General features: G+C 64.6%; 21 protein-coding genes. 10 read left to right on the top strand and 11 right to left on the bottom strand.

Features of this window, described 5'->3' with window-relative positions; translation table 11 throughout:
* The first annotated feature begins 15 nt into the window (after positions 1–15).
* A complete protein-coding gene (locus VGG47_RS13405; protein ID WP_331539381.1) occupies positions 16–1392 on the top strand; it encodes a dipeptidase in 1377 nt (458 codons plus the stop codon).
* A gap of 426 nt (positions 1393–1818) precedes the next feature.
* Here VGG47_RS13405 and VGG47_RS13400 read toward each other — a convergent pair whose 3' ends face one another.
* Together VGG47_RS13400 and VGG47_RS13395 are read right to left on the bottom strand one after the other, a co-directional pair.
* Entirely contained in the window at positions 1819–2220 is a 402-nt protein-coding gene (locus VGG47_RS13400; RefSeq protein WP_408842091.1) for a YraN family protein, read from the bottom strand.
* 59 nt (positions 2221–2279) lie between these two features.
* On the bottom strand, positions 2280–3326 hold the full coding sequence (locus VGG47_RS13395; protein ID WP_331539379.1) for an AI-2E family transporter: 1047 nt from the start codon (positions 3324–3326) through the stop codon (positions 2280–2282).
* A 202-nt stretch (positions 3327–3528) separates the two neighbouring features.
* Here VGG47_RS13395 and VGG47_RS13390 point away from each other — a divergent pair, with 202 nt between their 5' ends.
* Genes VGG47_RS13390 through metC form a run of 3 tightly spaced genes read left to right on the top strand, consistent with a single transcriptional unit; the run spans position 3529 to position 6431 of the window.
* The gene (locus VGG47_RS13390; protein ID WP_331539377.1) at positions 3529–4407 is read left to right on the top strand and encodes a helix-turn-helix domain-containing protein; all 879 of its coding nucleotides are present in this window, start codon (positions 3529–3531) and stop codon (positions 4405–4407) included.
* Positions 4407–5249 carry a 3-mercaptopyruvate sulfurtransferase gene (gene sseA / locus VGG47_RS13385; protein WP_331539375.1) on the top strand — a complete coding sequence of 281 codons (843 nt, stop codon included), beginning with the start codon at positions 4407–4409 and terminating at the stop codon, positions 5247–5249. The genes VGG47_RS13390 and sseA overlap by 1 nt, the downstream gene beginning before the upstream one ends.
* A 3-nt stretch (positions 5250–5252) precedes the next feature.
* Entirely contained in the window at positions 5253–6431 is a 1179-nt protein-coding gene (gene metC / locus VGG47_RS13380) for a cystathionine beta-lyase (protein ID WP_331539373.1), read from the top strand.
* Positions 6432–6582: 151 nt separating this feature from the next.
* On the opposite strand, the gene VGG47_RS13375 is transcribed toward metC, so the two are convergent.
* The 6 genes from VGG47_RS13375 to VGG47_RS13350 all read right to left on the bottom strand — a co-directional run bounded on the left by VGG47_RS13375 (position 6583) and on the right by VGG47_RS13350 (position 12965).
* Positions 6583–7281, bottom strand: coding sequence for a helix-turn-helix domain-containing protein (locus VGG47_RS13375; RefSeq protein WP_331539415.1), 699 nt, complete (start codon positions 7279–7281; stop codon positions 6583–6585).
* Positions 7282–7342: 61 nt separating this feature from the next.
* On the bottom strand, positions 7343–8248 hold the full coding sequence (folD, locus tag VGG47_RS13370; RefSeq protein WP_413788649.1) for a bifunctional methylenetetrahydrofolate dehydrogenase/methenyltetrahydrofolate cyclohydrolase FolD: 906 nt from the start codon (positions 8246–8248) through the stop codon (positions 7343–7345).
* Positions 8249–8432: 184 nt separating this feature from the next.
* Positions 8433–9293 carry a formyltetrahydrofolate deformylase gene (purU, locus tag VGG47_RS13365; protein WP_331539369.1) on the bottom strand — a complete coding sequence of 287 codons (861 nt, stop codon included), beginning with the start codon at positions 9291–9293 and terminating at the stop codon, positions 8433–8435.
* Between the two features lie 43 nt (positions 9294–9336).
* On the bottom strand, positions 9337–10194 hold the full coding sequence (locus VGG47_RS13360) for a metallophosphoesterase (protein ID WP_331539367.1): 858 nt from the start codon (positions 10192–10194) through the stop codon (positions 9337–9339).
* A gap of 36 nt (positions 10195–10230) precedes the next feature.
* Positions 10231–10800: a cob(I)yrinic acid a,c-diamide adenosyltransferase gene (locus VGG47_RS13355; protein ID WP_331539365.1), complete on the bottom strand. Its 570-nt coding sequence runs from the start codon at positions 10798–10800 to the stop codon at positions 10231–10233.
* Positions 10801–10952: 152 nt separating this feature from the next.
* Positions 10953–12965, bottom strand: coding sequence for a hypothetical protein (locus VGG47_RS13350; RefSeq protein WP_331539363.1), 2013 nt, complete (start codon positions 12963–12965; stop codon positions 10953–10955).
* Between the two features lie 353 nt (positions 12966–13318).
* On the opposite strand from VGG47_RS13350, the gene VGG47_RS13345 reads away from it, so the two are divergent.
* The 3 genes from VGG47_RS13345 to VGG47_RS13335 all read left to right on the top strand — a co-directional run bounded on the left by VGG47_RS13345 (position 13319) and on the right by VGG47_RS13335 (position 16232).
* Positions 13319–13657, top strand: a complete 339-nt coding sequence (locus VGG47_RS13345; RefSeq protein ID WP_331539361.1) for a P-II family nitrogen regulator — start codon at positions 13319–13321, stop codon at positions 13655–13657.
* Between the two features lie 242 nt (positions 13658–13899).
* On the top strand, positions 13900–15198 hold the full coding sequence (gene hutF / locus VGG47_RS13340) for a formimidoylglutamate deiminase (protein WP_331539359.1): 1299 nt from the start codon (positions 13900–13902) through the stop codon (positions 15196–15198).
* A gap of 260 nt (positions 15199–15458) precedes the next feature.
* Complete coding sequence (locus tag VGG47_RS13335) at positions 15459–16232, top strand: ferredoxin--NADP reductase (RefSeq protein WP_331539357.1); 774 nt, start codon at positions 15459–15461, stop codon at positions 16230–16232.
* Positions 16233–16335: 103 nt separating this feature from the next.
* On the opposite strand, the gene VGG47_RS13330 is transcribed toward VGG47_RS13335, so the two are convergent.
* The gene (locus tag VGG47_RS13330) at positions 16336–17346 is read right to left on the bottom strand and encodes an alpha-E domain-containing protein (RefSeq protein ID WP_331539355.1); all 1011 of its coding nucleotides are present in this window, start codon (positions 17344–17346) and stop codon (positions 16336–16338) included.
* Positions 17343–18830 carry a circularly permuted type 2 ATP-grasp protein gene (locus tag VGG47_RS13325; protein ID WP_413788648.1) on the bottom strand — a complete coding sequence of 496 codons (1488 nt, stop codon included), beginning with the start codon at positions 18828–18830 and terminating at the stop codon, positions 17343–17345. The genes VGG47_RS13330 and VGG47_RS13325 overlap by 4 nt, the downstream gene beginning before the upstream one ends.
* Positions 18831–19098: 268 nt before the next feature.
* Here VGG47_RS13325 and VGG47_RS13320 point away from each other — a divergent pair, with 268 nt between their 5' ends.
* Positions 19099–21297, top strand: a complete 2199-nt coding sequence (locus tag VGG47_RS13320) for a circularly permuted type 2 ATP-grasp protein (protein ID WP_331539353.1) — start codon at positions 19099–19101, stop codon at positions 21295–21297.
* A gap of 3 nt (positions 21298–21300) precedes the next feature.
* Positions 21301–22167, top strand: coding sequence for a transglutaminase family protein (locus VGG47_RS13315; protein WP_331539352.1), 867 nt, complete (start codon positions 21301–21303; stop codon positions 22165–22167).
* 144 nt (positions 22168–22311) lie between these two features.
* Here the strand turns inward: VGG47_RS13315 and VGG47_RS13310 are convergent, their stop codons facing one another.
* Positions 22312–22557 carry a hypothetical protein gene (locus VGG47_RS13310; protein WP_331539350.1) on the bottom strand — a complete coding sequence of 82 codons (246 nt, stop codon included), beginning with the start codon at positions 22555–22557 and terminating at the stop codon, positions 22312–22314.
* A 107-nt stretch (positions 22558–22664) separates the two neighbouring features.
* Here VGG47_RS13310 and VGG47_RS13305 point away from each other — a divergent pair, with 107 nt between their 5' ends.
* Entirely contained in the window at positions 22665–23060 is a 396-nt protein-coding gene (locus VGG47_RS13305) for a DUF2177 family protein (protein WP_331539413.1), read from the top strand.
* Positions 23061–23162 lie beyond the last annotated feature (102 nt).

Below are 23162 nucleotides of genomic sequence, written 5' to 3'. Positions count from 1 at the left end.
GCCCAGATAAGCACCATGGAACAAATTCTGAAGCATATCGACGATCATCTCGACGCCTCCCTGCAACAACTGTTCAGCCTGCTGCGCATTCCCAGCATCAGCGCCCAGCCGGCGCATGCGGGGGACTGCCGCAAGGCCGCCGAGTGGGCGCGCGACACGCTGACTTCGATGGGGTTTGCCGCCCGCCTGTCAGAAACCGCGGGCCATCCGGGCGTGATCGCCACGCATCACGGCGCCGGGCCGGATGCGCCGCATGTACTGTTCTATGGCCATTATGACGTGCAGCCGGCCGATCCGCTTGCCCTGTGGGAGTCCGATCCGTTCGACCCGCAACTGGTCGACGGGCCGCGCGGAAAGCGCATCGTCGGCCGCGGTGCTGTGGACGACAAGGGCCAGGTGGTAAGCTTCTTCGAGGCCTGCCGGGCGCATCTGGCGGTGAATGGCAAGCTGCCGGTGCGCCTCACGATCCTGCTCGAAGGCGAGGAGGAATGCGGCAGCCCCTCTTTGGCTGAACTGCTGACCAATGAGAAAGAAACGCTGGCGGCGGATTTCGTGCTCGTGGCCGACACCAATATGTGGAATTTCGAGACCCCGGCGATCACAACCTCGCTGCGCGGCTTGGCGGCGGTCGAGGTGACCGTGAAGGCGGCGTCGCGCGACCTGCATTCCGGACTGTTCGGCGGCCTCGCGCTGAACCCCATCAACGCGCTGACCCGCGTGCTGGGCGACCTGCGGGACGACCAGGGCGGCATCCGCATCCCCGGTTTCTATGACGGCGTGGCACCGGTGCCGGAGGCGGTGCAGAAATCCTGGGAGCAGCTGGGCTTCGACGCGGCCGCGTTCCTGGGTGATGTCGGGCTGCGTCACCCGGCGGGCGAGCATGGGCAATCGCCGCTGGCGCAGCTCTGGGCCCGGCCGACCGCCGACATCAACGGCATCTACGGCGGCTATCAGGGTGCCGGCACGAAAACCGTGATCGCGGCGGAGGCGACGGCGAAACTGACGTTCCGCCTCGTCCCCGGCCAGGACCCGGTCAAAATTCTCAACAATTTTGAGCGTTTCGTGACCGAACGGCTGCCCACTGACGCGAAGGCTGAATTCAAGCGCTCCGGCGCCGCACTCGGCTTCGCCATGGACCTCAACGCGCCCTTCATGGCGGCGGCGCGGCAGGCGCTGGCGGACGAATTCGGCAAGCCGACGGCGCTGATCGGCTCCGGCGGGTCGATCCCGGTGGTGGAAGCCTTCAAAACCCATCTCGGCCTGGACACGCTGCTGGCCGGCTTCGGGCTGGATGACGACCGCATCCATTCGCCGAACGAGAAATTCGAATTGGCCTGCTTCCACCGCGGCGCCCGCGCGCACGCGCGGCTATTGGCGGCGTTCGGAAAGTGACCCGCAAGTAGAAGAAAGTGGCCGCTTTTTGAAAAAAGCGGCGTAAAAACTTTTGGTTATGCTGGGCCATGGGCGGTGGCACCAACGACGCCCATGGCCCAGCATCAAATAGTTTCAACATAAGAAAAAATAAGCTTTTTAGCGTTTAGCGATTGCCCTGGTCGTCCTCGTCAAATGTTCCTTGGTTCGATCTGCAAAGCGCCTGTTCCTTCGTCCCGACCTGCCATCAGAATGCCGCCGCGCGGAAATCTTGTCAGGGATGGCCTCGCTTAGAGGCCACCGCGCAGCGGCGCGTTAGCGTCCTTGACGAGATTGAGCACGGTGGCAGGCTGGTGGCAGGCCGAGGCGACTTCATCCGATCGAATGAGTCCATCCGATCAGCCCTTGCTCCAACGCACCCGCCCACCGCAACGCCGTCCGCGGAACCTACTGGTAGCGAACCGCATCCTCGATGTGCTGACACGCGCCGCCGCCGAACAGAACCACGTCGAAGCGGGTGCAGGGGCGCGCCCATTCGGGATGGCGCGCCATGGCGACGCTGGCGGCTTCCAGCAGCCGGGCTTGCTGGCGGGGCGAGACGGCGTAAGCCGCGTCCGCCAGCGATGAGCGCGCCTTCACCTCCACGAAAACCAGCGTGTCCCGGTCGGCCACGACGAGATCGATTTCCCCCACGCCTGTACGCAAGCGCTGCGCGAGGATCGTAAAGCCCTGCGCAACGAGGTACGTGGCGGCGTCATGCTCGGCGGCACGGCCGGAAATTTCCGCCGCGCGGCGCCGAGCGAGGCCCGTTGCAGTGGCTGTGGGAAACGCCGTGATTATGGGAAACAAACTTGCTGACGCCATAAGCCGGTTTTATCGCCAAATCATTAATACTTTTCTAATCCCCCTCACGGCTGGCGCCACGCTCCGCGCGGCTGACCGGCGAACTCTTCCGCCACCGCCAGACCAAGCACCAGCAGCACGGGGCCTACGAATATGCCCAGGGCGCCGAACGCGATCGCACCACCGAGCACGCCCAGCAGCGTGAGGGCATAGGGAAGCGAAGCCCCTCGGGCGATCAGCCAAGGACGGATGATCGAATCAGCGCCCCCGACGACGACAAAACAATAGATCAGCAACACAACCGCATGCAGAGGGTGCCCGACCGCCAGCAGAAACAGGCAGAGCGGCACATAGACGATCACCGCGCCGGCCGGCACGATCGAGACTAGCCCCGCCAATGACGCCAGCAGCAGGGCCTGGGGCGCGTGCACCAGCTCAAAACCGATCGTATAAAGAACGCCCTGCAGCGCCGCCGTACCGACGATGCCGAACACCACCCCACGCACCGTCCCGGCGACCAGCGTCAACAAATGCTCGACCGTATTCTCGTTCATCAGCCTGACCAGCAGCATCCGGATCCGCACGACGATCTGAGCCCCGGTGAGGAAGAAAAAATACGTGATGAACAGCGCCACGACGATGCCAACGAGCCCGTGCGTCAGCTTGAACAGCAAATGAATGCCCGAATGCGCCACGGTGCCGAGCACTGGCTGCAACGAGCTGGCGACCCCGCCCAGGTCATCCGCCGAATTGTTCCAGAAATCCGTAAGAATGCCACCAACCAGCGGCAGCCGGGCCAGGACCGGCGGGGCCGGCGGCAGGCCGTTTTGCATCACATCCTGCACCCAAGCACGATTATCCCGCGCCTCCCGGGCGGCGACCAGCGCAACATGCACCAACGGCACCAGAATGATCGCCGCCAGCGCCAAGGTGATCAGGCAGGCGGCGATGCTCGAAGGAAGATAGCGCGACAGTTTCAAGTAGATCGGCCACAGGCAGTAGGCCAGAATACCGGCCCAGAGCATGGCCGGCAGAAATGGCAGCAGGATGAGAAAGCAGCCGATGCCAAGCGCCACGGCCAAGGCCAGCAGCAAGATCCGTTCATATTTCATAGAGCTGTGATGCCCGATGAGGCATCCGGCCGGCAAGGCCTGTCTCGCCCCACAATAAATCTCAACCACACTTATCTTTTTTGGATTTTTGCGACATTTCATGTATATAAATTGCCGGCAGGTGCACCATGATGATTTATGAGATGCCCCATCTCGGCGGAAGTGCTCCTGCGGCGGAACCGGTTGGCAAGAGGTAATATCAATGCGATTCAATGAGATCGGTCAACAATTACGGGCCTACCGTATGGAATCCGGGCTCAAGGCAGAGGAAATTTCCGCCCGTCTCGGCGTCTCCCGCGCCGCCTTGTATCGATACGAGAAGGGCGAGGTCATTAAACTCGACACCGTCAACCGGCTCGCGGAACTTCTCAAAATATCGCCATTGACGCTGCTGGGCATCGGCGTGGAATATTATGCCAAGCCGGTCGGCTACATGGAGCGCGTCCGCCAGATCGAGGAGACCTCCGACCAGATCCTGCAAGTGTTCGGGCCGATCTGCTACCTGATCTCCTCGGAGCAATACGACAACGTACTGGCGCAGGTCTACGAGGAGGCAGCCGAGGCCACGGGCACCGACCGCGCGATCGCACGCGCCGCCGCCGAACAGCTTCTGAATGTCATGATTTCGCGCAAACGCATGTACGCGTCACGCAAACCCTCGATCATCGGCATCCTCACCGTCAGCTCGATCCAGAAATTCCTGGCCGAGGGCGTGGCGGGCGCGGTGCCGGTCAGCGAGCGGCTGCGCCATGCCGCACGTGAGGTCGCGCAGCGCGAGATGGAACTGATCGCCACTTTGATGGAAAGCGAGCCGATCGGCCTGCAACTCGGGCTGATGGCCGGTGGCGAGCCCAACGGCCCCTTCACCCTGCTGCGCTCACGCGAGCGCGCCACCCTCGCGATCAATCCGTTCCAGCCGGACTCCCTGCCCTCCGTGCAATCCGGCGTGGCGATGATCACCGGGGCCGAGGACGCCGTGGCAGCCCACCAGCGCGTCTCGGAAAACGCGTGGCGCGATGCGATCAAGGGCGCGACCGCGGCGGAACGGGTCCGGGCGCTGGCCGCGGCGGCGCGCAGCTGATGCCGTTTCTGGTTTCCCCCGTTTGGCTGCGGGAGCGGCTCGCCGCCCCAGCAGCCACCCCGATCCGCCTGCTGGACGCCACCTATTACCTGCCGAACGAGGCCAAGGATGCCGCGGCCCTGTTCCAGGCGGCGCATCTTCCCGGCGCCCGATTCTTCGACATCGACAAGGTCGTCGACGCCGGCTCGCCCCTTCCACATATGCTGCCGACGGCGCAAAATTTCGCCGCCGCCGTCGCGGCACTGGGCGTTAGCTCCACCGATCATGTCGTCGTCTACGACCAGCGCGGCCTGTTCTCGGCGGCGCGGCTGTGGTGGATGTTCCGCGTGTTCGGCCATGACAATGTGTCGGTTCTCGATGGCGGCCTGCCAGGCTGGATCGAGGCCGGTGGCGCGGTCGAGAGCGGCGCCCCCGCCCCGGCGATTCCGGGACATTTCGTCGCCGGCTTTCGCCCTGAACTGGTGCGCAGCCTGGACCAGATGAAAGCCAATCTGCAAAACCACGCCGAGCTGGTGCTGGACGCGCGCGCCGCCGGGCGGTTCGACGGCAGCGTGCCCGAGCCGCGCCCCGGCATGCGCAGCGGGCACATCCCCGGCGCGAAATCCCTACCTTTCACTGAGTTGCTGCAGGACGGCAAAATGCTGCCGCCAGAAAGTCTCCGCGCGAAATTCGCCGGGCTCGGCGTGACGCCCGACAGCCAATTGGTGACCAGCTGCGGCTCCGGCGTCACCGCCGCCGTGCTCACTTTGGGGCTGGCGGTGGCCGGCCTGCCGCAAGGCGCGCTGTATGACGGCTCCTGGTCCGAATGGGGCAGCCGCAACGACACGCCGATCGAGGTTTAAAAAATGGCTAAGAAGATTGATACGGCGCTGGTGCATGCCGGCCGCAACGGCACGAAGTCCTATGGCTACGTGAACCCGAAACTGGTGCGCGGCTCAACCGTGCTCTACCCGGACATGGCGACCAGGCGCGCCATCGGCCAGCGCCGCCGCGAACCGGTGGACATCTACGGCACGCACGGCAACGAGACGCATTTCGCCTTGCAGGCGGCGGTGGCGGAGATCGAGGGCGGCACACATTGCCAGGTGGTCGGCTCCGGCCTCGCGGCGGTGACTGTGCCGCTGCTGGCCTATCTGCGGGCCGGTGACCATATGTTGGTGCCGGACTCAGTGTATGGACCGACACGCAATTTCTGCGACGGGCTTTTGCGCCACTACGGCATCGAAACCGAGTATTACGCCCCGATGATCAGTGCTGCGGATTTGCGGCCGCACTTCCGGGCCAACACCCGCATCCTGTTCACCGAAAGCCCCGGCAGCCATACGTTCGAGGTTCAGGACATTCCCATGCTGGCCAGGCTCGCCCGTGAGGCGGGGGCAAAACTGTTCATGGATAATACCTGGGGGGTGCTCAACTTCCAGCCCTTCACCCATGGGGTGGATGTGTCGATCCAGGCTCTGACCAAGTATGTCGGCGGCCATTCGGACCTGATCCTCGGCGCGGTGACGGTGAACAGTGATGAGGACTGGGCCTGGCTGCGCGACGGCGCGCTGCAGATGGGCGCCTATGCCTCGCCCGACGATTGCTGGCTGGCGCTGCGCGGCCTGCGCACGCTGGGGGTAAGGCTGAAGGCCCATGAAGCGGCCGCGTTGCGCGTGGCAAAATGGTTTTCCACGCGGCCGGAAGTGGCGCGCGTGCTGCATCCGGCCTTGCCCGGCTGCCCCGGCCACGAAATTTTCAAGCGCGATTTCACCGGCGCCTGCGGCCTGTTCAGCGTGGTGTTCCAGCCCGAGTTTTCCGCCGCCGCAGTAGTGGCAATGATCGATGCGCTGAAGCTGTTCGGCATCGGCGCCAGCTGGGGCGGGTTCGAAAGCCTGGTGCTGCCAACCACCGGAACGATCCACCGCTCCGCCGGCAGCGGCGTGTTCGAAGGCGAACTCGCGCGCTTCCATATCGGGCTGGAAGACACCGACGATCTGATCGCCGACCTCGAGCAAGGCCTGGCCGCGCTCCGCGAAGGATAGAAAAAGGAAGGCTACTTTTTGTGAACAAAAAGTAGCAAAAAAACTTTGTTATGCTGGGCCATGGGCTGTGTCTGCGACAACGCCCATGGCCCAGCACAACAAAAATTTTTGCGCCGCTTTTTTTAAAAAGCGGCCACTTTCTTCCCTTTCTTCAGCTTGGCTCGCGCAGATAGCTGATGACTGACAAATACTTCATCGGCTGCACCAGCAGTTTTTCCGGCCCGTGCGGGGCGCCGGAATCGAACAGCAGCGAGTCTCCGGGGCGCAGATGATAGGAGTGGTCGCCATGGCGATACATCACCTCGCCGCTCAACATATAGATGAACTCGCGCCCGGCATGCTGGAAAGCCGGGTATGGGGTGGCGCCCTCGTGCAAGGTGATGAGATAGGGTTCGATCGCCACCTGACCGCCCATAGCGTGACCGAGCAGGCTGTATTCATGCCCGGCGCGGCTGCCACGCCGTTCGATGATGACGCCACTGCCGGCGGGCACGAAGGAGCAGTCGCGCCGCTCCTCGAAGGTCGAAAAAAACGTCGTGATCGGCACGTTGAGCGCCTTCGCCAGCGCCTGCAGGCTGGAGAGCGAGGGCGAGATCTGCCCATTCTCGATTTTCGACAGCATGCCACCGGACAGTCCCGCCGAGGCCGCGAGTTCGGAGACGGTGATGCCAAGACGGCGGCGCATCGCCCTCACCTGCACACCGAGTGCCTGCTCCAGGGTCAGATCCGATACGCAAGCCGCCGCATCCGACAGGTTCATTGGCAGGTTGACGTCCTTGAGAAGCTTCGGAAAATCGCCCGTCATGGTCTCCGCCTTATCGGCGGTCTTGTTTTTGATGCGCGCCGTCATATTGACCACTCTCCATCCCTGTGCAGTTTTATGACAGACTCGTTATAACTGCCAGACATGTTTACACATCAGAATGAAAAAGCTGCCGCTGCGCCGCGGTCAACGTGTTGCGCAGCAGGCAGGCGATGGTCATCGGCCCGACACCGCCCGGCACCGGGGTCAGATGCCCGGCGACGTCTTTCGCCGCGTCGAAGGCGACATCACCGACCAGCCTGGATTTCCCATCCGCGCCGCTGATACGGTTGATGCCGACATCGATCACCGTCGCCCCCGGCTTGATCCAGTCGCCCTGGATCATTTCTGGGCGCCCGACCGCGGCCACCAGAATGTCCGCGGTGCGGCACAGCTCACCTAAGTTCCGGGTGCGCGAATGCGCGATGGTCACGGTGCAGTTCTGGGCAAGCAGTAATTGTGCGATCGGCTTGCCGACGAGGTGGGAGCGGCCGACAACCACGGCGTGCAGGCCGGTGAGATCGCCCAGCACGTCCTGCAGCAGCAGCATGCAACCGAGCGGCGTGCACGGCACCAGGCCCGGCCGGCCGGCCGCGAGCAGGCCGGTATTCGTAACGGTGAGGCCGTCGACATCCTTGGCCGGGTCGATCGCTGCGATGATCTGCTCCGGGTCGAGATGCCGGGGCAGCGGCAGCTGAACCAGGATGCCGTGCACCGCCGGATCGGCGTTCAACTGCTGCACCAGATGCAGCAGCTCACCCTGGGAAATGTCGCCGGACGGGCGGTGCTCGAAAGAGCGCATGCCCACCTGCACCGTCTGCCGCGCCTTGTTGCGCACATAGACCTGGCTGGCCGGATCGTCGCCCACCAGCACCACGGCAAGCCCCGGCTGGAACGGCAGGGACGCGACCTCGGCGGCGATCGCCGCCAGCTGCCGCGCCGCGAAGGCTTTGCCGTCGATCAGTTGTGCCGCCAATGTTTTACGCCTTTCCGAAAAAATCGTTGTGGGAGCTATGAAACCGGCCCGCTCGAGTCAATGAGGGGACGGACTTTTCGGATAGAAAGAAAGTGGCCGCTTTTTGAAAAAAGCGGCGCAAAAACTTTTATTATGCTGGGCCTGGGGCTGTGTCAGCGACAAGCCCATGGCCCGAAGGAGCAAAAGACTACTTTTTGTTCACAAAAAGTAGTCTTCCCTTTTCCTAATTCGCGAACACGACGCTCTTGCGGCCGTTCAGGATCACCCGATCCTCCAGATGGTTGCGCACCGCGCGGGCCAGCACCCGGCGCTCGATATCCCGTCCCTTGCGAATCAGATCGTCCGGCGTGTCGGCATGGCTGATACGTTCCACGTCCTGCTCGATGATCGGCCCCTCATCCAGGTCGGCCGTGACGTAATGCGCGGTGGCGCCGATCAGCTTCACGCCGCGCCCATGTGCCTGATGATAGGGTTTCGCGCCCTTGAAGCCGGGCAGGAAGGAGTGGTGGATGTTGATGCAGCGGCCCACCAGCTTCGCCGTCAGCGCGTCGGAGAGCACTTGCATATAGCGCGCCAGAACCACCAGCTCGGCGCCGGTCTCCTTCACCAGCGCCCAGATCTGCGCCTCCTGCTCCATCTTCGTCTCCTTGGTGATGGGCAGATGGTGGAAAGGCAGGCCGCCGAAATCAAGGCCCTCATAATATTCCGCGCTGTGGTTGGAGACGATGGCCGTGGGGGTCATCGGCAATTCACCGATGCGCCAGCGATACAGAAGGTCGACAAGGCAATGGTCGAATTTCGAGACCAGCAACAGCACCCGTCGCGGCGTGGCGTGGTCGCTGATCTGCCAGGTAAGCTTCAGCGTCTCCGCCACGGCGGCGAAGGCTTCGCGCACTGCAGCGATATCCCCCTGGCCCAGCAGGTCGAAGGCGATGCGGGCAAAAAATTTCCTGGTCTCCACATCGTCGTACTGCTGCGCCTCGCGGATATCGGCGCCGTGCTCGAACAGACAGGAGGAGACGGCGGCGACGATGCCGGGCCGGTTGAGGCAGGAGAGGGTCAGGACGTATTGCGGTTTCGACATGGTGCTTCTGATAGGTTTCCGCGCAGCAACACGCAATGGCGCATCACAATTCCAGGATGCCCGGCCGGTACTCCTGCGCGGCCATCCCGTCATACAGCACATAGCCGCGCGGCGCGGAGACGAAACGGATCCCCTCCTCCTCGCTCTCATGCCGGAAATGGGTATGGCCATGGATCCAAGCGGCGGGCACATAACTTGCGAATTCCAGCAGCAGTTCCGAGGCATAGGCCGGGCCGATGCCGCCCGACCGCTCGCCCAGCGCCGCCCCGCTCGGTGCATGATGGGTGACGATGAGATTTTTGCTCCCCGCCTCGTAGTGGCGCAGCCGGGCCAGCGTCTTGTGCAGCCAGACGCGTGACGCGAGATGGCGGCGCAGCGCATCTTCCGGCGCAAAACTATGCCGGCCGGTGTGGATGGCGTCGTGGTCGTTAATCCGCCGCACCGCGGTGTGCATCGCGCCGGCGGGATCCCCGTAGAGATCGTAATCGGTCCACAGCGTGCAGCCCAGAACGTTCAGCCGCTGCTGATCGAACGTGAAGGTGGCGACGTTGTTTTCCAGAAAACTGACGCGGCCGTTGGTGCGCGCCGCGGCGCGATGCAAGGCGGGCAGCAGCCGCTCGATGTTCTGGTGATAGAATTCGTGATTGCCCGCCACATACACCGCCGGCGCCTGCAAAAACCGCGAGAGCTGATCGGCGTAGACGATCCCGCGCACGCTGTTGTGCACGTCGCCGGCCAGCACGATCAGGTCGACACGTTCGGACTCCTCGATCATCGGCCCGCGCAGCAGATGCTTTGGCACCGTGAGGTGCTGGGCCATGAAGGCGGCCCAGCCGACGATGTTGAGCCGCCAGCGCTCCATCTCCAGATGCAGATCGCTCATGTGCAGGATGCGGATCATTTCCGCACCCGCACCGGCATAACGAGAGATCCGGCCTCAGCCGTCACGATTTGCCGCCGGCACCCAGAGCACGTCATGCGCGCCCTTGCCGTTGACGTAGCGGGACATCACGAACAGCAGGTCCGAAAGCCGGTTGAGATAGACCAGCACCAGCCGGTTCACCGCTTCATCCGGCAGGGCCAACAGCGCCACCACCAGCCGCTCGGCGCGCCGCACCACACAACGGGCCTGATGCAGGAAGGCCGCGGCGGGCGAGCCGCCGGGCAAGATGAAGGATTTGAGCGGCGCCAACTGGGCGTTCATGCGGTCGATCTGCCCTTCGAGCCAGTCCACCTGCGCCTGGGTGACCCGCAAAGCCGGCGCCCCCTCCTTGATCGGCACGCAGAGATCCGCGCCCAGATCGAACAAATCATTCTGGATGCGCGCCAGCACGATGTCGTCCGGACCGGAAATATGCAGCCGCACCAGACCGATCGCGGCGTTGGCCTCGTCCACATCGCCATAGGCAGCCACGCGGGCCGAGGATTTGGCGACGCGCGCGCCGTTACCGAGCGAAGTTTCGCCGGCATCGCCGCCGCGCGTGTAAATTTTATCGAGCTTGACCATAGTACTAGGGTAATCATGGGCGGCAGACGGCGGCAAGCAGAAGGAAGAAAGTGGCCGCTTTTTAAAAAAAGCGGCGCAAAAATTTTTATTATGCTGGGCCATGGGCGTTGACCCCGACAACGCCTCAGGCCCAGATTCATAAAGTTTTTTTGCTACTTTTTGTTCACAAAAAGTAGTCTTTCTTCCTGCTTCTGTGCGACCGGCGGCGCCGGGCGGTAGCGGGGCGCCGGGTTGGCTTCGACCAGCAAGGTCCAGTGGCGGAGGATCAGATCGATCTTGGCGAACACCAGTGCCAGATCGGAGAACTCCTGGTTGAGCCGGGCCTGGGCGCGCAGGCCGCGATGCGAGGGCTCGCCTGAAATCAGCCGCGCTCCGGCGGAGACTCGCAACGCCCCTTGCACGCCCTCCCCGCCCGGCTGCGCCAGCGGCACCGGCTGGCCGATATGGCAGATGCGCGCCGCCAGCGCCCCGGCCTGCGGCAGCAGCGCCGAGAGGTCGGTGTTCAGCCAGAGATACACGCTGCGCGCCTCCGCCGGGGTCAGGCAACGGGGCTCATGCGGCGCACGCAGCGAGAAGGTGAAAATGCTGGGCAGAAGCTCCCAGTCCTCTGCGCCTTCAAACCGGGTTACGCCGGGTACTTCCAACAAGGTCAGGGCCTCGTAACGGGCGATGGCGGCGCGCGCGGTCTGGCCGAAACCGCGCAGGATTTCCACGCGCCGCGCCCCGGGCACGCGCAGCAGCGCGCGGATTTCCGCCAATGCCGCCTGCCAGCGCAGCGCCAGGCCGTAATTGCCGACCGGCGGCAAATGAGCGGCCGCCGGACAGTCGGCGGGAAACTCGTCGCGGCCGAAATAGGCGTCCAGCCCGTCCGGCAGCAGCGCCTGCCGCAACCGTGCCGCAACCGTCTCCGGCAGCAGCGCCGCCCCGGCGAAAGGCGGGCCGGTGAAGAATTTGGAGCCGGTGATCAGCACCACCGCGTCCAGCGCCAGATAACGCCGGATCGAGGCGGGGGAGAGCCGCGCCTGGCAGGCATCGAGCACGATGTCGAAACCCTGGCCGTACGTCGCGCGCAGTTCCGCCAAAAAGGCCGGGCGCGGCGCCAGCAGGCCGGTCTTGGACAGGTCAAGCCCGTGCAGGATCACCCGCCGCCCCGCGGCAATGCCCTGCGCCATCGCCGCCGCGATATCCGCCCCTACCTCTGCGCCCGGCCGCAGCGCACCGGTCGGGCCGCGCAAGGCGATGTTCGCCAATTCCGTGTCATCGCGGAACCCGGCGATCGGCGCCTGGAAGGTGACGTCGTGGCCGAGCGCGGTATCGACCGCGAAATGCAGCCCGCGCGCCGCCATCGGCACGCCGCGCCCGGTCTCCTCCGGGGCGATGAGAATGTTCAGAACCGGCCGGTCATCCGCCAGATGCGCCAGCGCCAAGGCCAGCAGCTCGGTATCGGTGCCCGAGGCGGCAAAAACGATGCGTGTGCCCGCGTCCAGGCCGAAAGCGCCGGAAATGCCGCGCCGTACCTCGTCGATCGCGTGACGGACCGCGCTGCGGCGCTCCGTGCCCTTGAGCAGCGCCCGCGTATTGCGCAGCCGGGCGCGATCGGCGGCGATATAGCCACGCTCGGACGACGAAGACGCGGTGGAGGAGGCGAACGTCACCGCCCAGGGGCGCGGCCGATGGCTGCAGCCATAGCCGTTCAGCGCCGAAAGCGGATCGCGCGCCAGGCGGATGTCCCCGCCGGTCTCCATCAGCGCCTCGGCCGTGCCGAGCAGGCCCCAGACGCTGCGCACCAGCGCGATGTGGGCGCCGTCGGCGGCAAAATGCTGGGCGATCACCGCGGCGGCGGGTGAGACCTCGGCGGCCATCACCGGCACCCAGGCGGGAAGTGCGGCACGGTCGGCTTGGCTCAATGCCTCGGCCTCGGCGGCGATGAACTGGGCGCTCACGCGGGCCGCCGCCAGCTCGGCCACGCCAGCGGCCACGCCATGGCGACGCAGCCAGGACGCCTCCATTTCATGGCGCAGAAAAAAGCCCAGCAATGCCGGGCGTTCATAGGCCGTCTCGGGTAGGTCGACGGGAACCCCTTGAAATGCCGCAAATTCCGGTTGCGAACGAAGGGCGTCGAGATGCAGCTTCCGTTCGACGTGGATCAACGTGGAAATCGTCATGCAGGCTCCAACCGAAGGGTCCTGCCGCTTAGCGCAGCTAAGCAAAAAATTCCACTGAGGCGAATTTGCCACAAGGAAAGCCTACTTTTTGTGAACAAAAAGTAGTTTTCTGCTCCTTTAGGCTCGTGCCGTTTCAGAGCCTCAGGCCCAAAGTCGCGAAAAGTTTTTGCGCCGCTTTTCATCGAAAAAACGGCCTCTTTCTCTCCCGCAAAGCTTGCGATTGCATCCGCCCCCGCCCCATGTCAGGCTTTATTCCTGCCAGTCGCACGCCGGCAGGGGACTCCAGGAAATATCGTCACATATCTTCACATGACATAAGGGAGACGCCCGGTTTTCCACGGGCGCGAGAGGCGATGAAAAAAATCGAAGCGATCATCAAACCGTTCAAGCTGGACGAGGTCAGGGACGCCCTGAACGAAGTCGGGCTGCAAGGCATCACCGTCACCGAGGCCAAAGGGTTCGGCCGCCAGAAGGGCCATAGCGAGGCGCATCGCGGCGCGGAATACATCGTCGACTTCCTGCCGAAGGTGAAGCTGGAAATCATCTGCGAGGATTCACAAGTGGAGAACGCGGTGGAGGCGATCTCCGCCGCCGCGCGCACCGGCCGCATCGGCGATGGCAAGATTTTCATCATCCCGGTGGAGGAGGTGATCCGCATCCGCACCTCCGAAAAGGGCGTCGCGGCTATTTGAGGTAAAGTAAGGGAAGGCTACTTTTTGTGAACAAAAAGTAGCAAAAAAACTTTACTATGCTGGGCCATGGGCGTTGTCGCCGACAACGCCCATGGCCCAGCATAGCCAAAAATTTTTCCGCCGCTTTTTTAAAAAAGCGGCTGCTTTCTCTCCCTGCGATACAACGAGCGATTGCATGCAAAAACTTTGGCCGAGCGGGCCAAAATTGTCTATGCAACAGGGAGCGGAAAAAAGGCCGTCCCGTGACGCAAACGCTGTTTTTCCGGCACGCTTTGCTGCCGGCAGGCTGGACCGAGAATGTCCGCCTGGAGATCGCGGCGGGGCGCATCGCGGTCCTGGAGAGCGCGGCGCCCGCTGGCGGTGAGATCCATGACATCGCCTTACCCGCGATGCCGAACCTGCACAGCCATGCCTTCCAGCGCGCCCTGGCCGGCCGGATGGAGACGCGCGGCACGGCTGAGGACAGTGTCTGGGCCTGGCGCGACATGGTGGACCATGCCGCTTTGCGCCTCGACCCGGACGATGTCGAAGCTGTCGCCACCCTCGCCTTCATCGAAATGCTCGAAGGCGGGTTCGGCGCGGTGGCGGAGTTTCACGTCCTGCACCACGCGCCGGATGGCCGCCCGTATGACGACATCGCGGAAATGGCCGCCCGCCTCGCCGCCGCCGCCGCTACCGCCGGTATTTTCCTGGTCCTCCTCCCGGTGTTTTACGCGCATGGCGGGTTCGGCGGTCAGGCCCCGCGCCCGGCGCAACGGCGGTTTCTCAACGATCTCGCCACTTACGAGACGCTTCTGCAGCACTGCGAAAAGCTCGCCCCCACAGGCATCGCCGCGCATTCGCTGCGCGCGGTCACGCTGCAGGAGCTGGCCGCCCTCACCCGGCTCGCGCAAAACCGGCTGGTTCACATTCCCATCGCCGAACAGAGCGCCGAGGTGGAGGATTGCCTGGCCTGGTCCGGGCAGCGCCCGGTGGACCTGCTGTTCCGCCATGCGCCTGTGGGACCGAACTGGTGCCTGGTGCACGCCACCCAGGCCGATGTGGTGGAGCGGCAGAAAATCGCCGCCAGCGGCGCGGTGGTGGGGCTCTGCCCGGTCACCGAAGCCGATCGCGGCGACGGCGTTTTCCCGGCCGCGAAATTTTCCGGCGCCTACGGCATCGGCTCGGATTCCAACCTGCTGATCGGCGTGGGCGACGAATTGCGCATGCTTGAATATGCGCAGCGCCTCACCGCCCGCCGTCGCAACATGCTCGCCAACGATGCTCATCCCGCCACCGCCACGGCGCTTTATCTGCGCGCTTTGGCCGGCGGCGCGCAGGCGCTCGGGCTTTCCGCCACCCTCGAAGCGGGCGCGCCAGCGAACATCGTCACCCTGCGCGGTGGCGAGCCCGACATCGCCTTGGCGCGGACGGTCTTCTGCCGCAGCCCGATCGACACGGTGTGGGTGCACGGCCAGAAACGCGTCACTGGCGGACATCACCCCCTGGCGGCGCAGGCGCGGCGCAAATTCAACACGGTGGTGAAAAAACTGGTATCGTGAGCCCCCGCCGCCCGCCGCCCGGCCAGCACAGAAAGGAAGGCTACTTTTTGTGAACAAAAAGTAGCAAAAAAACTTTACTATGCTGGGCCATGGGCATTGTCGGCGACAACGCCCATGGCCCAGCATAGTAAAGTTTTTGCGCCGCTTTTTTCAAAAAGCGGCCTCTTTCACTGCCTGCCGGGCTGAATTGTGAATTGAGAGGTTAACTTTTGCCGCGGGCTCATTTAATCAGCCCGATAAGATTCCAAGGAGCGACACTTTTGGCGACGATGTATACCGAGACGGTGCAGACCGTCCGGCACTGGACTGACACCCTGTTCAGCTTCACCGCGACCCGCAACCCCGGCTTCCGCTTCATCAGTGGCCAGTTCACCATGATCGGGCTGCAGGTTGAGGGCCGGCCGCTGCTGCGCGCCTATTCCATGTGCAACGCCAATCACGAGGACCAGCTCGAATTCTTCTCGATCAAGGTGCCGGAAGGCCCGCTGACCTCGAAACTGCAAAAGCTCGCCCCCGGCGACCAGATCCTGGTCGGCGGCAAGCCCACCGGCACGCTGATCCAGGACAACCTGCTCCCCGGCAAGACGCTGTACATGCTGGGCACCGGCACCGGTCTCGCCCCGTTCGTCAGCATCATCAAGGACCCGGACACCTATGAGCGCTACGAGCACGTGGTGCTGGTGCACGGCTGCCGCGCCATCGCCGAGCTCGGCTACGGCGAGCTGGTGGTCGACCGCCTGTTCGAGGACGAGTTCTTTGGCGAGATGGTCAAGGACAAGCTGCTTTATTACCCGACCGTCACGCGTGAGGCGTTCCGCAACACCGGCCGCATCACCACCCTGCTGGAGAGCGGCAAGCTGGAAGGCGACCTGCAGCTGCCGCGCCTGAACCGCGACACCGACCGCGTGATGCTCTGCGGCAGCCCGGGCATGCTGGAGGACCTGAACATCTTCCTCACCGAATCCGGCTTCCAGGAGGGCAACCATTCCGAGCCTGGCCATTTCGTGATCGAGAAGGCCTTCGTCGAGAAGTAAGAAAGCAGCCGCGCTGGGCCTGGGGCGTTGTCAGCGACACCGCCCCAGGCCCAGATTAACAAAGTTTTTTTGCTACTTTTTGTTCACAAAAAGTAGTCTTTCCCTACCCTTGCGTCTGCAATTGCCCAGACGACGGCGCCTCGGGGCGCCAGTCCCGGAAAAAGGCCCGGCCGATAGCGGCGGCGAGTTTCTGGATGTGCACCTGCACCGTATCGAGATAATCGTGCAGGCCCATGGGAAGAATACGGCCGAGTGGCTTCTCCACCAGCAGCTCGCGCAGATATTCCGCCAGCTCCATCGCTTCGGCCCCCCTCGCCAGACCATAGATGCGGCGCAAATCGTCCAGATGTGATTCCACCCGGCGGATGCAGAGCAGCACCGAGCGCGGTGAGGACGGGTCACGGAGCAGGAAATGCACCACATCCTCGGCCAAGAAATTCGCGCGGTGGCGGCGGCGGAAAGCGTGATAGGCGGCGGCGGCGCGCAGCACCGCGTTCCATTGCGTCAGCTCCGCCACGCGCTTGGCCTCGCCGTCGCGCGGCAGCATGGCGGTGTATTTGATGTCCAGCATGCGGGTGGTCTGGTCGGCGCGTTCCATCAGCCGGCCCAGCTCGTAGAAATACCAGCCCTGGTCGCGGTAGAACGTGCCCTCGGTGATGCCGGTATGCGCCTGCACCCCGTCCTTCAGCCGCGTGCACAGGCGCGAGAGCGCGTCGCCTTCCAGATCCTCCGGCGTAAGGTGGCTGACGAAGCGGTGGAACATGTTGATCTGCCGCCACATCTCCGTGCTCATCAGCGGCCGGAGCGTGCGGGCGTTCGTGCGGGCATCCTCGAGTGCCGCCGGGATCGAGGTCGGGTTGCCGCGGTCGAGCAGGTAGAAGCGCTTCACCTGCTCGGCCTCCGGTGAAAAACCTCGCGCGGCGAAATTCTCCTCATCGGCGTTGATGCGGATCAGCCCGAACCAGGCATCGCTCTCGAAACCGGGGCTTTCGAAACTCTGCGTCACGTCGATCAGCCGCGCCAGGTTCTCCACCCGCTCCAGATAGCGCGCCATCCAGAACAGCCCCTCGGCGTCGCGGGAGAGCAGGACCGCGTCGAAGCGCATGGAATTCATCGGCGTCCCTCCGCAAACTCATCCGCCAGCACCCAGGTATCCTTGGAGCCGCCGCCCTGGCTGGAATTCACGATCAGGCTGCCGCGCTTCATCGCCACCCGGGTCAACCCGCCGGGCAGCACCCAGCTTTCCTTGCCGGTGACGGTGAACGGCCGCAGGTCCAGATGGCGCGCGCCGACCCCCTCCTCCACCAAGGTCGGCGCGACCGAGAGGCCGATCATCGGCTGGCTGATCCAGTTGTCCGGATCGGCGAGGATAGAGGCGCGGGCGATGGCCAGTTCCTCGCGGGTGGCGCGCGGGCCGATGGTGATGCCGTAGCCGCCGGATTCACCGACCGGCTTGACGACCAGCCGGTCGAGATTCTCCAGCGTGTAGTTAAGCCCCTCCGTTTCGCGGCAGATATGCGTCTCCACGTTCGCGATCAGCGGTGCCTCTCCCAGGTAATATTTGATGATGCGCGGCATATAGGCATAGACCGCCTTGTCATCCGCGACCCCGGTGCCGACCGCGTTGGCGATCGCCACGTTCCCCGCTTTCCAGGCGCCGATCAGCCCGGGCACACCCAGCACGGAGTCGCGCCGGAACACCGCGGGATCGAGAAACTCATCATTGAGCCGGCGATAGATCGTATGCACCGGGCGCCGGCCGGTGGTGGTGCGCATATAGACGCGCTCATCCTCGACCACGAGGTCGGCGCCCTGCACCAGCGGCACGCCCATCTCGCGCGCCAGAAACACATGCTCGAAATAGGCGGCGTTGTAGATGCCCGGCGAGAGCAGCACGACCTGGGGATCTTCCAGGCCGCCGGGGGCGATCTCGTTCATCGCGGCGCGCAGCCGGCGGCCGTAATCGTCCACCGGCAGCAGGCGGATGCCGGCCATCAGGTCGGGAAAGCTGCGCAGCATCAGATGCCGGTTCTCGATGACATAGGAGACGCCCGAGGGCGTGCGGGCATTATCCTCCAGCACCCGGAAATCGCCCTGTTCGTCACGGATGATGTCGGTGCCGCAGACATGCACATAGGTGCCGTGCGGCACCGGAAAATCCTTCATCTCCGGCCGGTAATTGGCATTTTTGAAAATCAGCGCGGGCGGGATCACCTGGTCCCGCAGAATATGCCCCTTGCCGTAGATGTCGCCGAGAAACGCGTTCAGTGCCGTCACGCGCTGGATGCAGGCGCGCTCCAGGAGGCGCCATTCACGATTCGTCAGCACGCGGGGGATGCAGTCGAAGGGCAGGATACGGTCGATCGCCAGCGCGTCGGAATACACGGTGAAGGTCACGCCGAGATCGATCAGCTCGGTCTCCGCCGCGGCGGCGCGGGCGCGCAACGCGTCCAGGCCGATGCGCCCCAGGCGCTCCATCAGCCAGCCCGGCACCAGGCCAGCATCGGGGCGCTGGCGCGTCAGTTCACAAAAATAACGTCCGGGATCGTAATCCGGCCAGGTTCCTTGAGCGCTTCCGTCTTTTTGGATGTTTTCGATCAATCCAGCCGCTCCGTCTTGGGGTAAAACCCGTTCCGTGCAACTTCAGGCCGCGAATCGCCACGCTATTCACTATCGGTATTTACCTATCATTTGGGCAATTCGCGCCAGCAGCGCCAAGGACTTCACCATTGGTTACCTAAAAAAGGAGCGTCCACAACGTTTATTTCCCGGCTGCCGCAAAAATATGCTTTGCCGCCCGCACCGTCCAAACCACCGGCCGGTTTCACGGTGGCAGCATGCCCGCCACTCTGTTAAGCCCTCTTAGATGTACGTCGCCGCTGCCAGCGATGAAATGATCGACCGGTCCGGGCGGCTGCGCACCGCCTGGGTCCCGGTGATGGAGGCCGCCTACACCATCGGCCCGGACGAGTTGGCGCGCCGTGCCGTTTCACTGAACCGGCAGATGCATCTGGCCGCCCCGTTCGGCGCCAGCACCGCGCGCGAGTACGACCCGCTCCCGGCCCCCCTCACCGCCATGGAATTCGCCGTGCTGGAGGTCGCTCTCGCCCAGCGCGCGCGGCTGCTGAACGCCGCACTTGAGGATCTATACGGACCACAGACCCTGCTCCGCGACGGCACGCTTCCGCCGTCTCTGGTCTTCTCCAGCCCGCATTTCATCCGCAGCCTGCATACTGTGCAGAAACTGGCCGTGCCGCGCATGACCTTCTACGCCGCCGACCTGATCCGCGGCCCGCATGGCGGCTTCCAGCTGCTGCGCGATCATACCGGGATCATCCCCGGCCTCGGCCACGCCTTGTCGCTGCGGCGGCTGACCGCCGGCACGGTGCCGGAGATTTTCCGCGCCGGCGGGCTGCGCAGCCTGCGGCCGGCGCGCGACATGCTGACCGACCATCTGCACCGCGAGGCGCAAGGCGGGCTGGTGGCCGTGCTCTCGGCCCGCGCCGCCAGCCCCGCCGAGGCGCAGGACATGACCGATGACGCGCTGCTCGCCCGCGCGCTGGGCGTGCTACTGATCGAACCCGGCGACCTCGCCGCCCGCAACGGCGCGCTGCATATGAAGACGCTGAGCGGGCTGTTGCGTGTCGCCACGCTGATCCGTGGGCTCTCCGGCATCGAGCTCGACCCGTTGGAACAGGGCGGGCGTCCCGATGCCGGCGTTCCCGGCGCCTTCGGCGCGGTGCGCGCGGGCCTGCTGGCGCTGTTGAACATGCCCGGCAGCGGCCTGCTGGAAGGCCCCGCCTTCGCGCCGTATCTCGAATCGCTGTTCGCCCCCCTGCTGGGCGAAACGCCGCTACTGGAACGCGCCGCCGCGGAAACCGCGCCCTCCCACGCGCCTTTCGTCAACGGCGCGGCGCTGGAATCGCGGCCCATGATGTTCCGCCTGTTCGCCTGGCATGACGGGCAAGGCTGGCAGGTGCTGCCCGGCGGACTCGGCTTCGGCATCAGCTCCCAAGCGGCCCCGCTTGGCAATGCCGGCGTCAAGGATCTGTGGGTGCTCGAGGCCGAGGAGCCGCATTTCATCGCCGGCGCCGCCCCGGCGGAGCCGCCGGCACGCCCGACCTTCCTCGCCGCCGCCAACCTGCCCTCGCGCGTTGCCGACAACCTGTTCTGGCTCGGCCGCTCGGTGGAGCGGCTGGAAGCCGCCGCGCGCCTGCTGATGCTGGCGCTGCCGCGGCTGGAATCCGGCACCTCCCTGCCGCGCGATGCCGCCGAGCGGCGGCTGATCTCGCGCTGCCTGGCGCAGGCCGGGCTGCTGCCGGCCGATCTTTCCGGCGGCGCCGTCTCGGGCCGGCTGCTGCGCAGCGCGCTGGTGCGCCGCAAGCCGGTCGCCGGGCTGCTCAAGGAGGTCTCCCGGCTGGTCAACGCCGCCAGCGAGCGGCTCAGCCCCAGCATGCTGGCGACCGTGCGTTTCGCCCTGAACCAGGCTTCCGAAGCGCTGCCGGACGAGGAGAACGCCCTGCCCTCGATCCTCAGCTTCGCCGCCACCTTCGCCGGCATCGCCGCGGAAAACATGCTCCGCGACGGCGGCTGGCTGTTCCTGGAAATGGGCCGCCGGCTGGAGCGCGGCGAAACCCTGGCGGAGGGCCTGAGCCTGCTGCTGGACGGGCCGCCGGAACGGCTGGAGCCGGGGCTTGGCCTCGGCATCGAGCTCGCGGACTCGGTGCTCAGCTACGATCTACGCCATGCCGGCATCCTCGCCCCCGCCCCGGTGCTGGCCATGCTGCTCGCCGATGCCGGCAACCCGCGCTCGCTCGCCTATCAGTGCGCCGTGCTGTGCAACTGCCTGAAGCGGCTCGGCGCCGACGATGACGCCGAGGCGACAAGGCAATTGCAGCACCGCGCCGTGGAACTGGCAGGTGCGGCCACCGAATTGCGGCCCGCTTTGGCGGCCATCGCCGCCGATCTGCGCCTTCTCTCCGATCATGTGCAGCGGCGCTTCTTCACGCTGCTGCCCGAGGCGCACCAGCTCGAAGACCAGGAAACGCTCGAGGCGGCGCAATAACCCATGCTCTACCGCCTGCGCCACAGCACGACCTACGATTATGCCCAGCCGGTCGTGATGAGCACGCATTTTATGCATCTTCTGCCGCGTGAGCGGCCGGGACAAAGAGTGCGCGAGGCGGATCTGGAGATCTCCCCACGGCCCGAGACGCGGCGCAATGAGAGCGATTATTTTGGCAACCCGACCACCACCGTTTCGTTGACCACGCCGCACCAGCGGTTTTCCGTCAGCCTCAGCGCCACGGTCGAAGTCGCCCCCAAGCCGCCCCCGCCGCCCGAGGCCACCCTTGGCTGGGAGACACTGGCGGCCATCGCGATCCAGGACCCGCAGGTCGCGGAATTCTGCTTAAGCAGTCCGCTGGCGCAGCCCTCGGATGAAATCAACGCCTATGTGGGGCCAAGCTTTTCGCCCGGCCGCTTCGTCCTGGAAGGGCTGATCGACCTCAACCGGCGGATCTGGGATGATTTCGCCTACCGCCCCGGCGTGACCAGCGTCGTCACCACCGCGACCCAGGCGCTGCAGGCCCGCGCCGGGGTGTGCCAGGACTTCGCGCATCTGATGATCGCCGCCTTGCGCACGCTCGGCCTGCCGGCCCGCTATATCTCGGGCTATCTGCGCACGCTGCCCCCGGCGGGAGAAGTCCGCCGACGCGGCGCCGACCAGTCGCATGCCTGGGTGTCGGCCTGGCTGGGCCCCGAGTTCGGCTGGGTCGATCTCGACCCGACCAACAACCTGCTGGTCGGCGAGGAGCATGTCACCCTCGCCTGGGGCCGGGATTTTCAGGATATCAGCCCGCTGCGCGGGGTCATTCTCGGCGGCGGACGGCACACGCTGCGTGTCGGCGTGGATCTCGACCCGATCTTAACCTAGAAGGAAGTAGCCGCTTTTTAAAAAAAGCGGCGCAAAAATTTTGGTTATGCTGGGCCATGGGCGATGTCCACGACAAAGCACATGACCCAGCATCGCAAAGTTTTTTTGCTACTTTTTGTTCACAAAAAGTAGTGCTTCCTTCCTTCAGAAGCGGCGGAACTGCATCCGCAACGGGCCGCGGGCGAAGAAATAGCCGACCACGCCCAGCACGATCAGCACGGGAATGATGAACAGCGCCGCCCAGAACAGTAGCGCCACAACGCACAGCGCCACGCCGAACGCGATGATCCGTGAGACGATGGTGCCAAACGAGGCAGGCTGCTGTTTCGGAGGATCGATGAACGTGCCATCCGGGGTCATATCGATGACCGGACCGTCTGATTTTTCCATGGGCCGAATATAGGCTGCGCTCCGGGCAAATCAATCATGCGTCATCGCCGTTTGGCGTTCGGAACGTAACGACTACATTAACAGACTTTACGGAGCCTCGCTTGCCCATGTTCTGGAGCGGCTACCTCACGGTCTTTCTCATCCTCGGCTTTCTCGATGCCGGTTGGCTGAGTTTCAGTCTCAACCATTTGTACCGGCCGGCCCTCGGGCATCTGATGGCGGAACGGCCGCGTATGCTGCCGGCAGCGCTGTTTTACCTCGTCTACCCGCTGGGCGTGACCGCGCTCATCGTCGTGCCGAGCCTGCACGGGCTGGGCCTGTATTATGCCCTCACCCGTGGCGCGATCCTCGGGCTCACCGCCTATGCCACCTATAACCTCGCCTCGATGGCAAGCCTGCGCGGCTGGCCGGCCTGGATCAGCGCCATCGACATCGCCTGGGGCACGCTCACCACCTGTGTCGCCGCCATCGTCACGGTGTTCGTGCTGGGCCGGGTTGGTTGAAGCCGCCGCCGGGGCTAGATTGTGAGGATGCCAGAAGACGATCTTTTCACGCCACCGGTAACAGCCAAGGCCTCGCCCACGTGCGGCCAGCCGGGCGCCCGC

The sequence above is a fragment of the Acidocella sp. genome, from assembly GCF_036489515.1.
Taxonomy (GTDB): Bacteria; Pseudomonadota; Alphaproteobacteria; order Acetobacterales; family Acetobacteraceae; genus Acidocella.
Note: the sequence above shows the minus strand (reverse complement) of the source record. Positions and strands in the feature narration are given on the sequence as shown.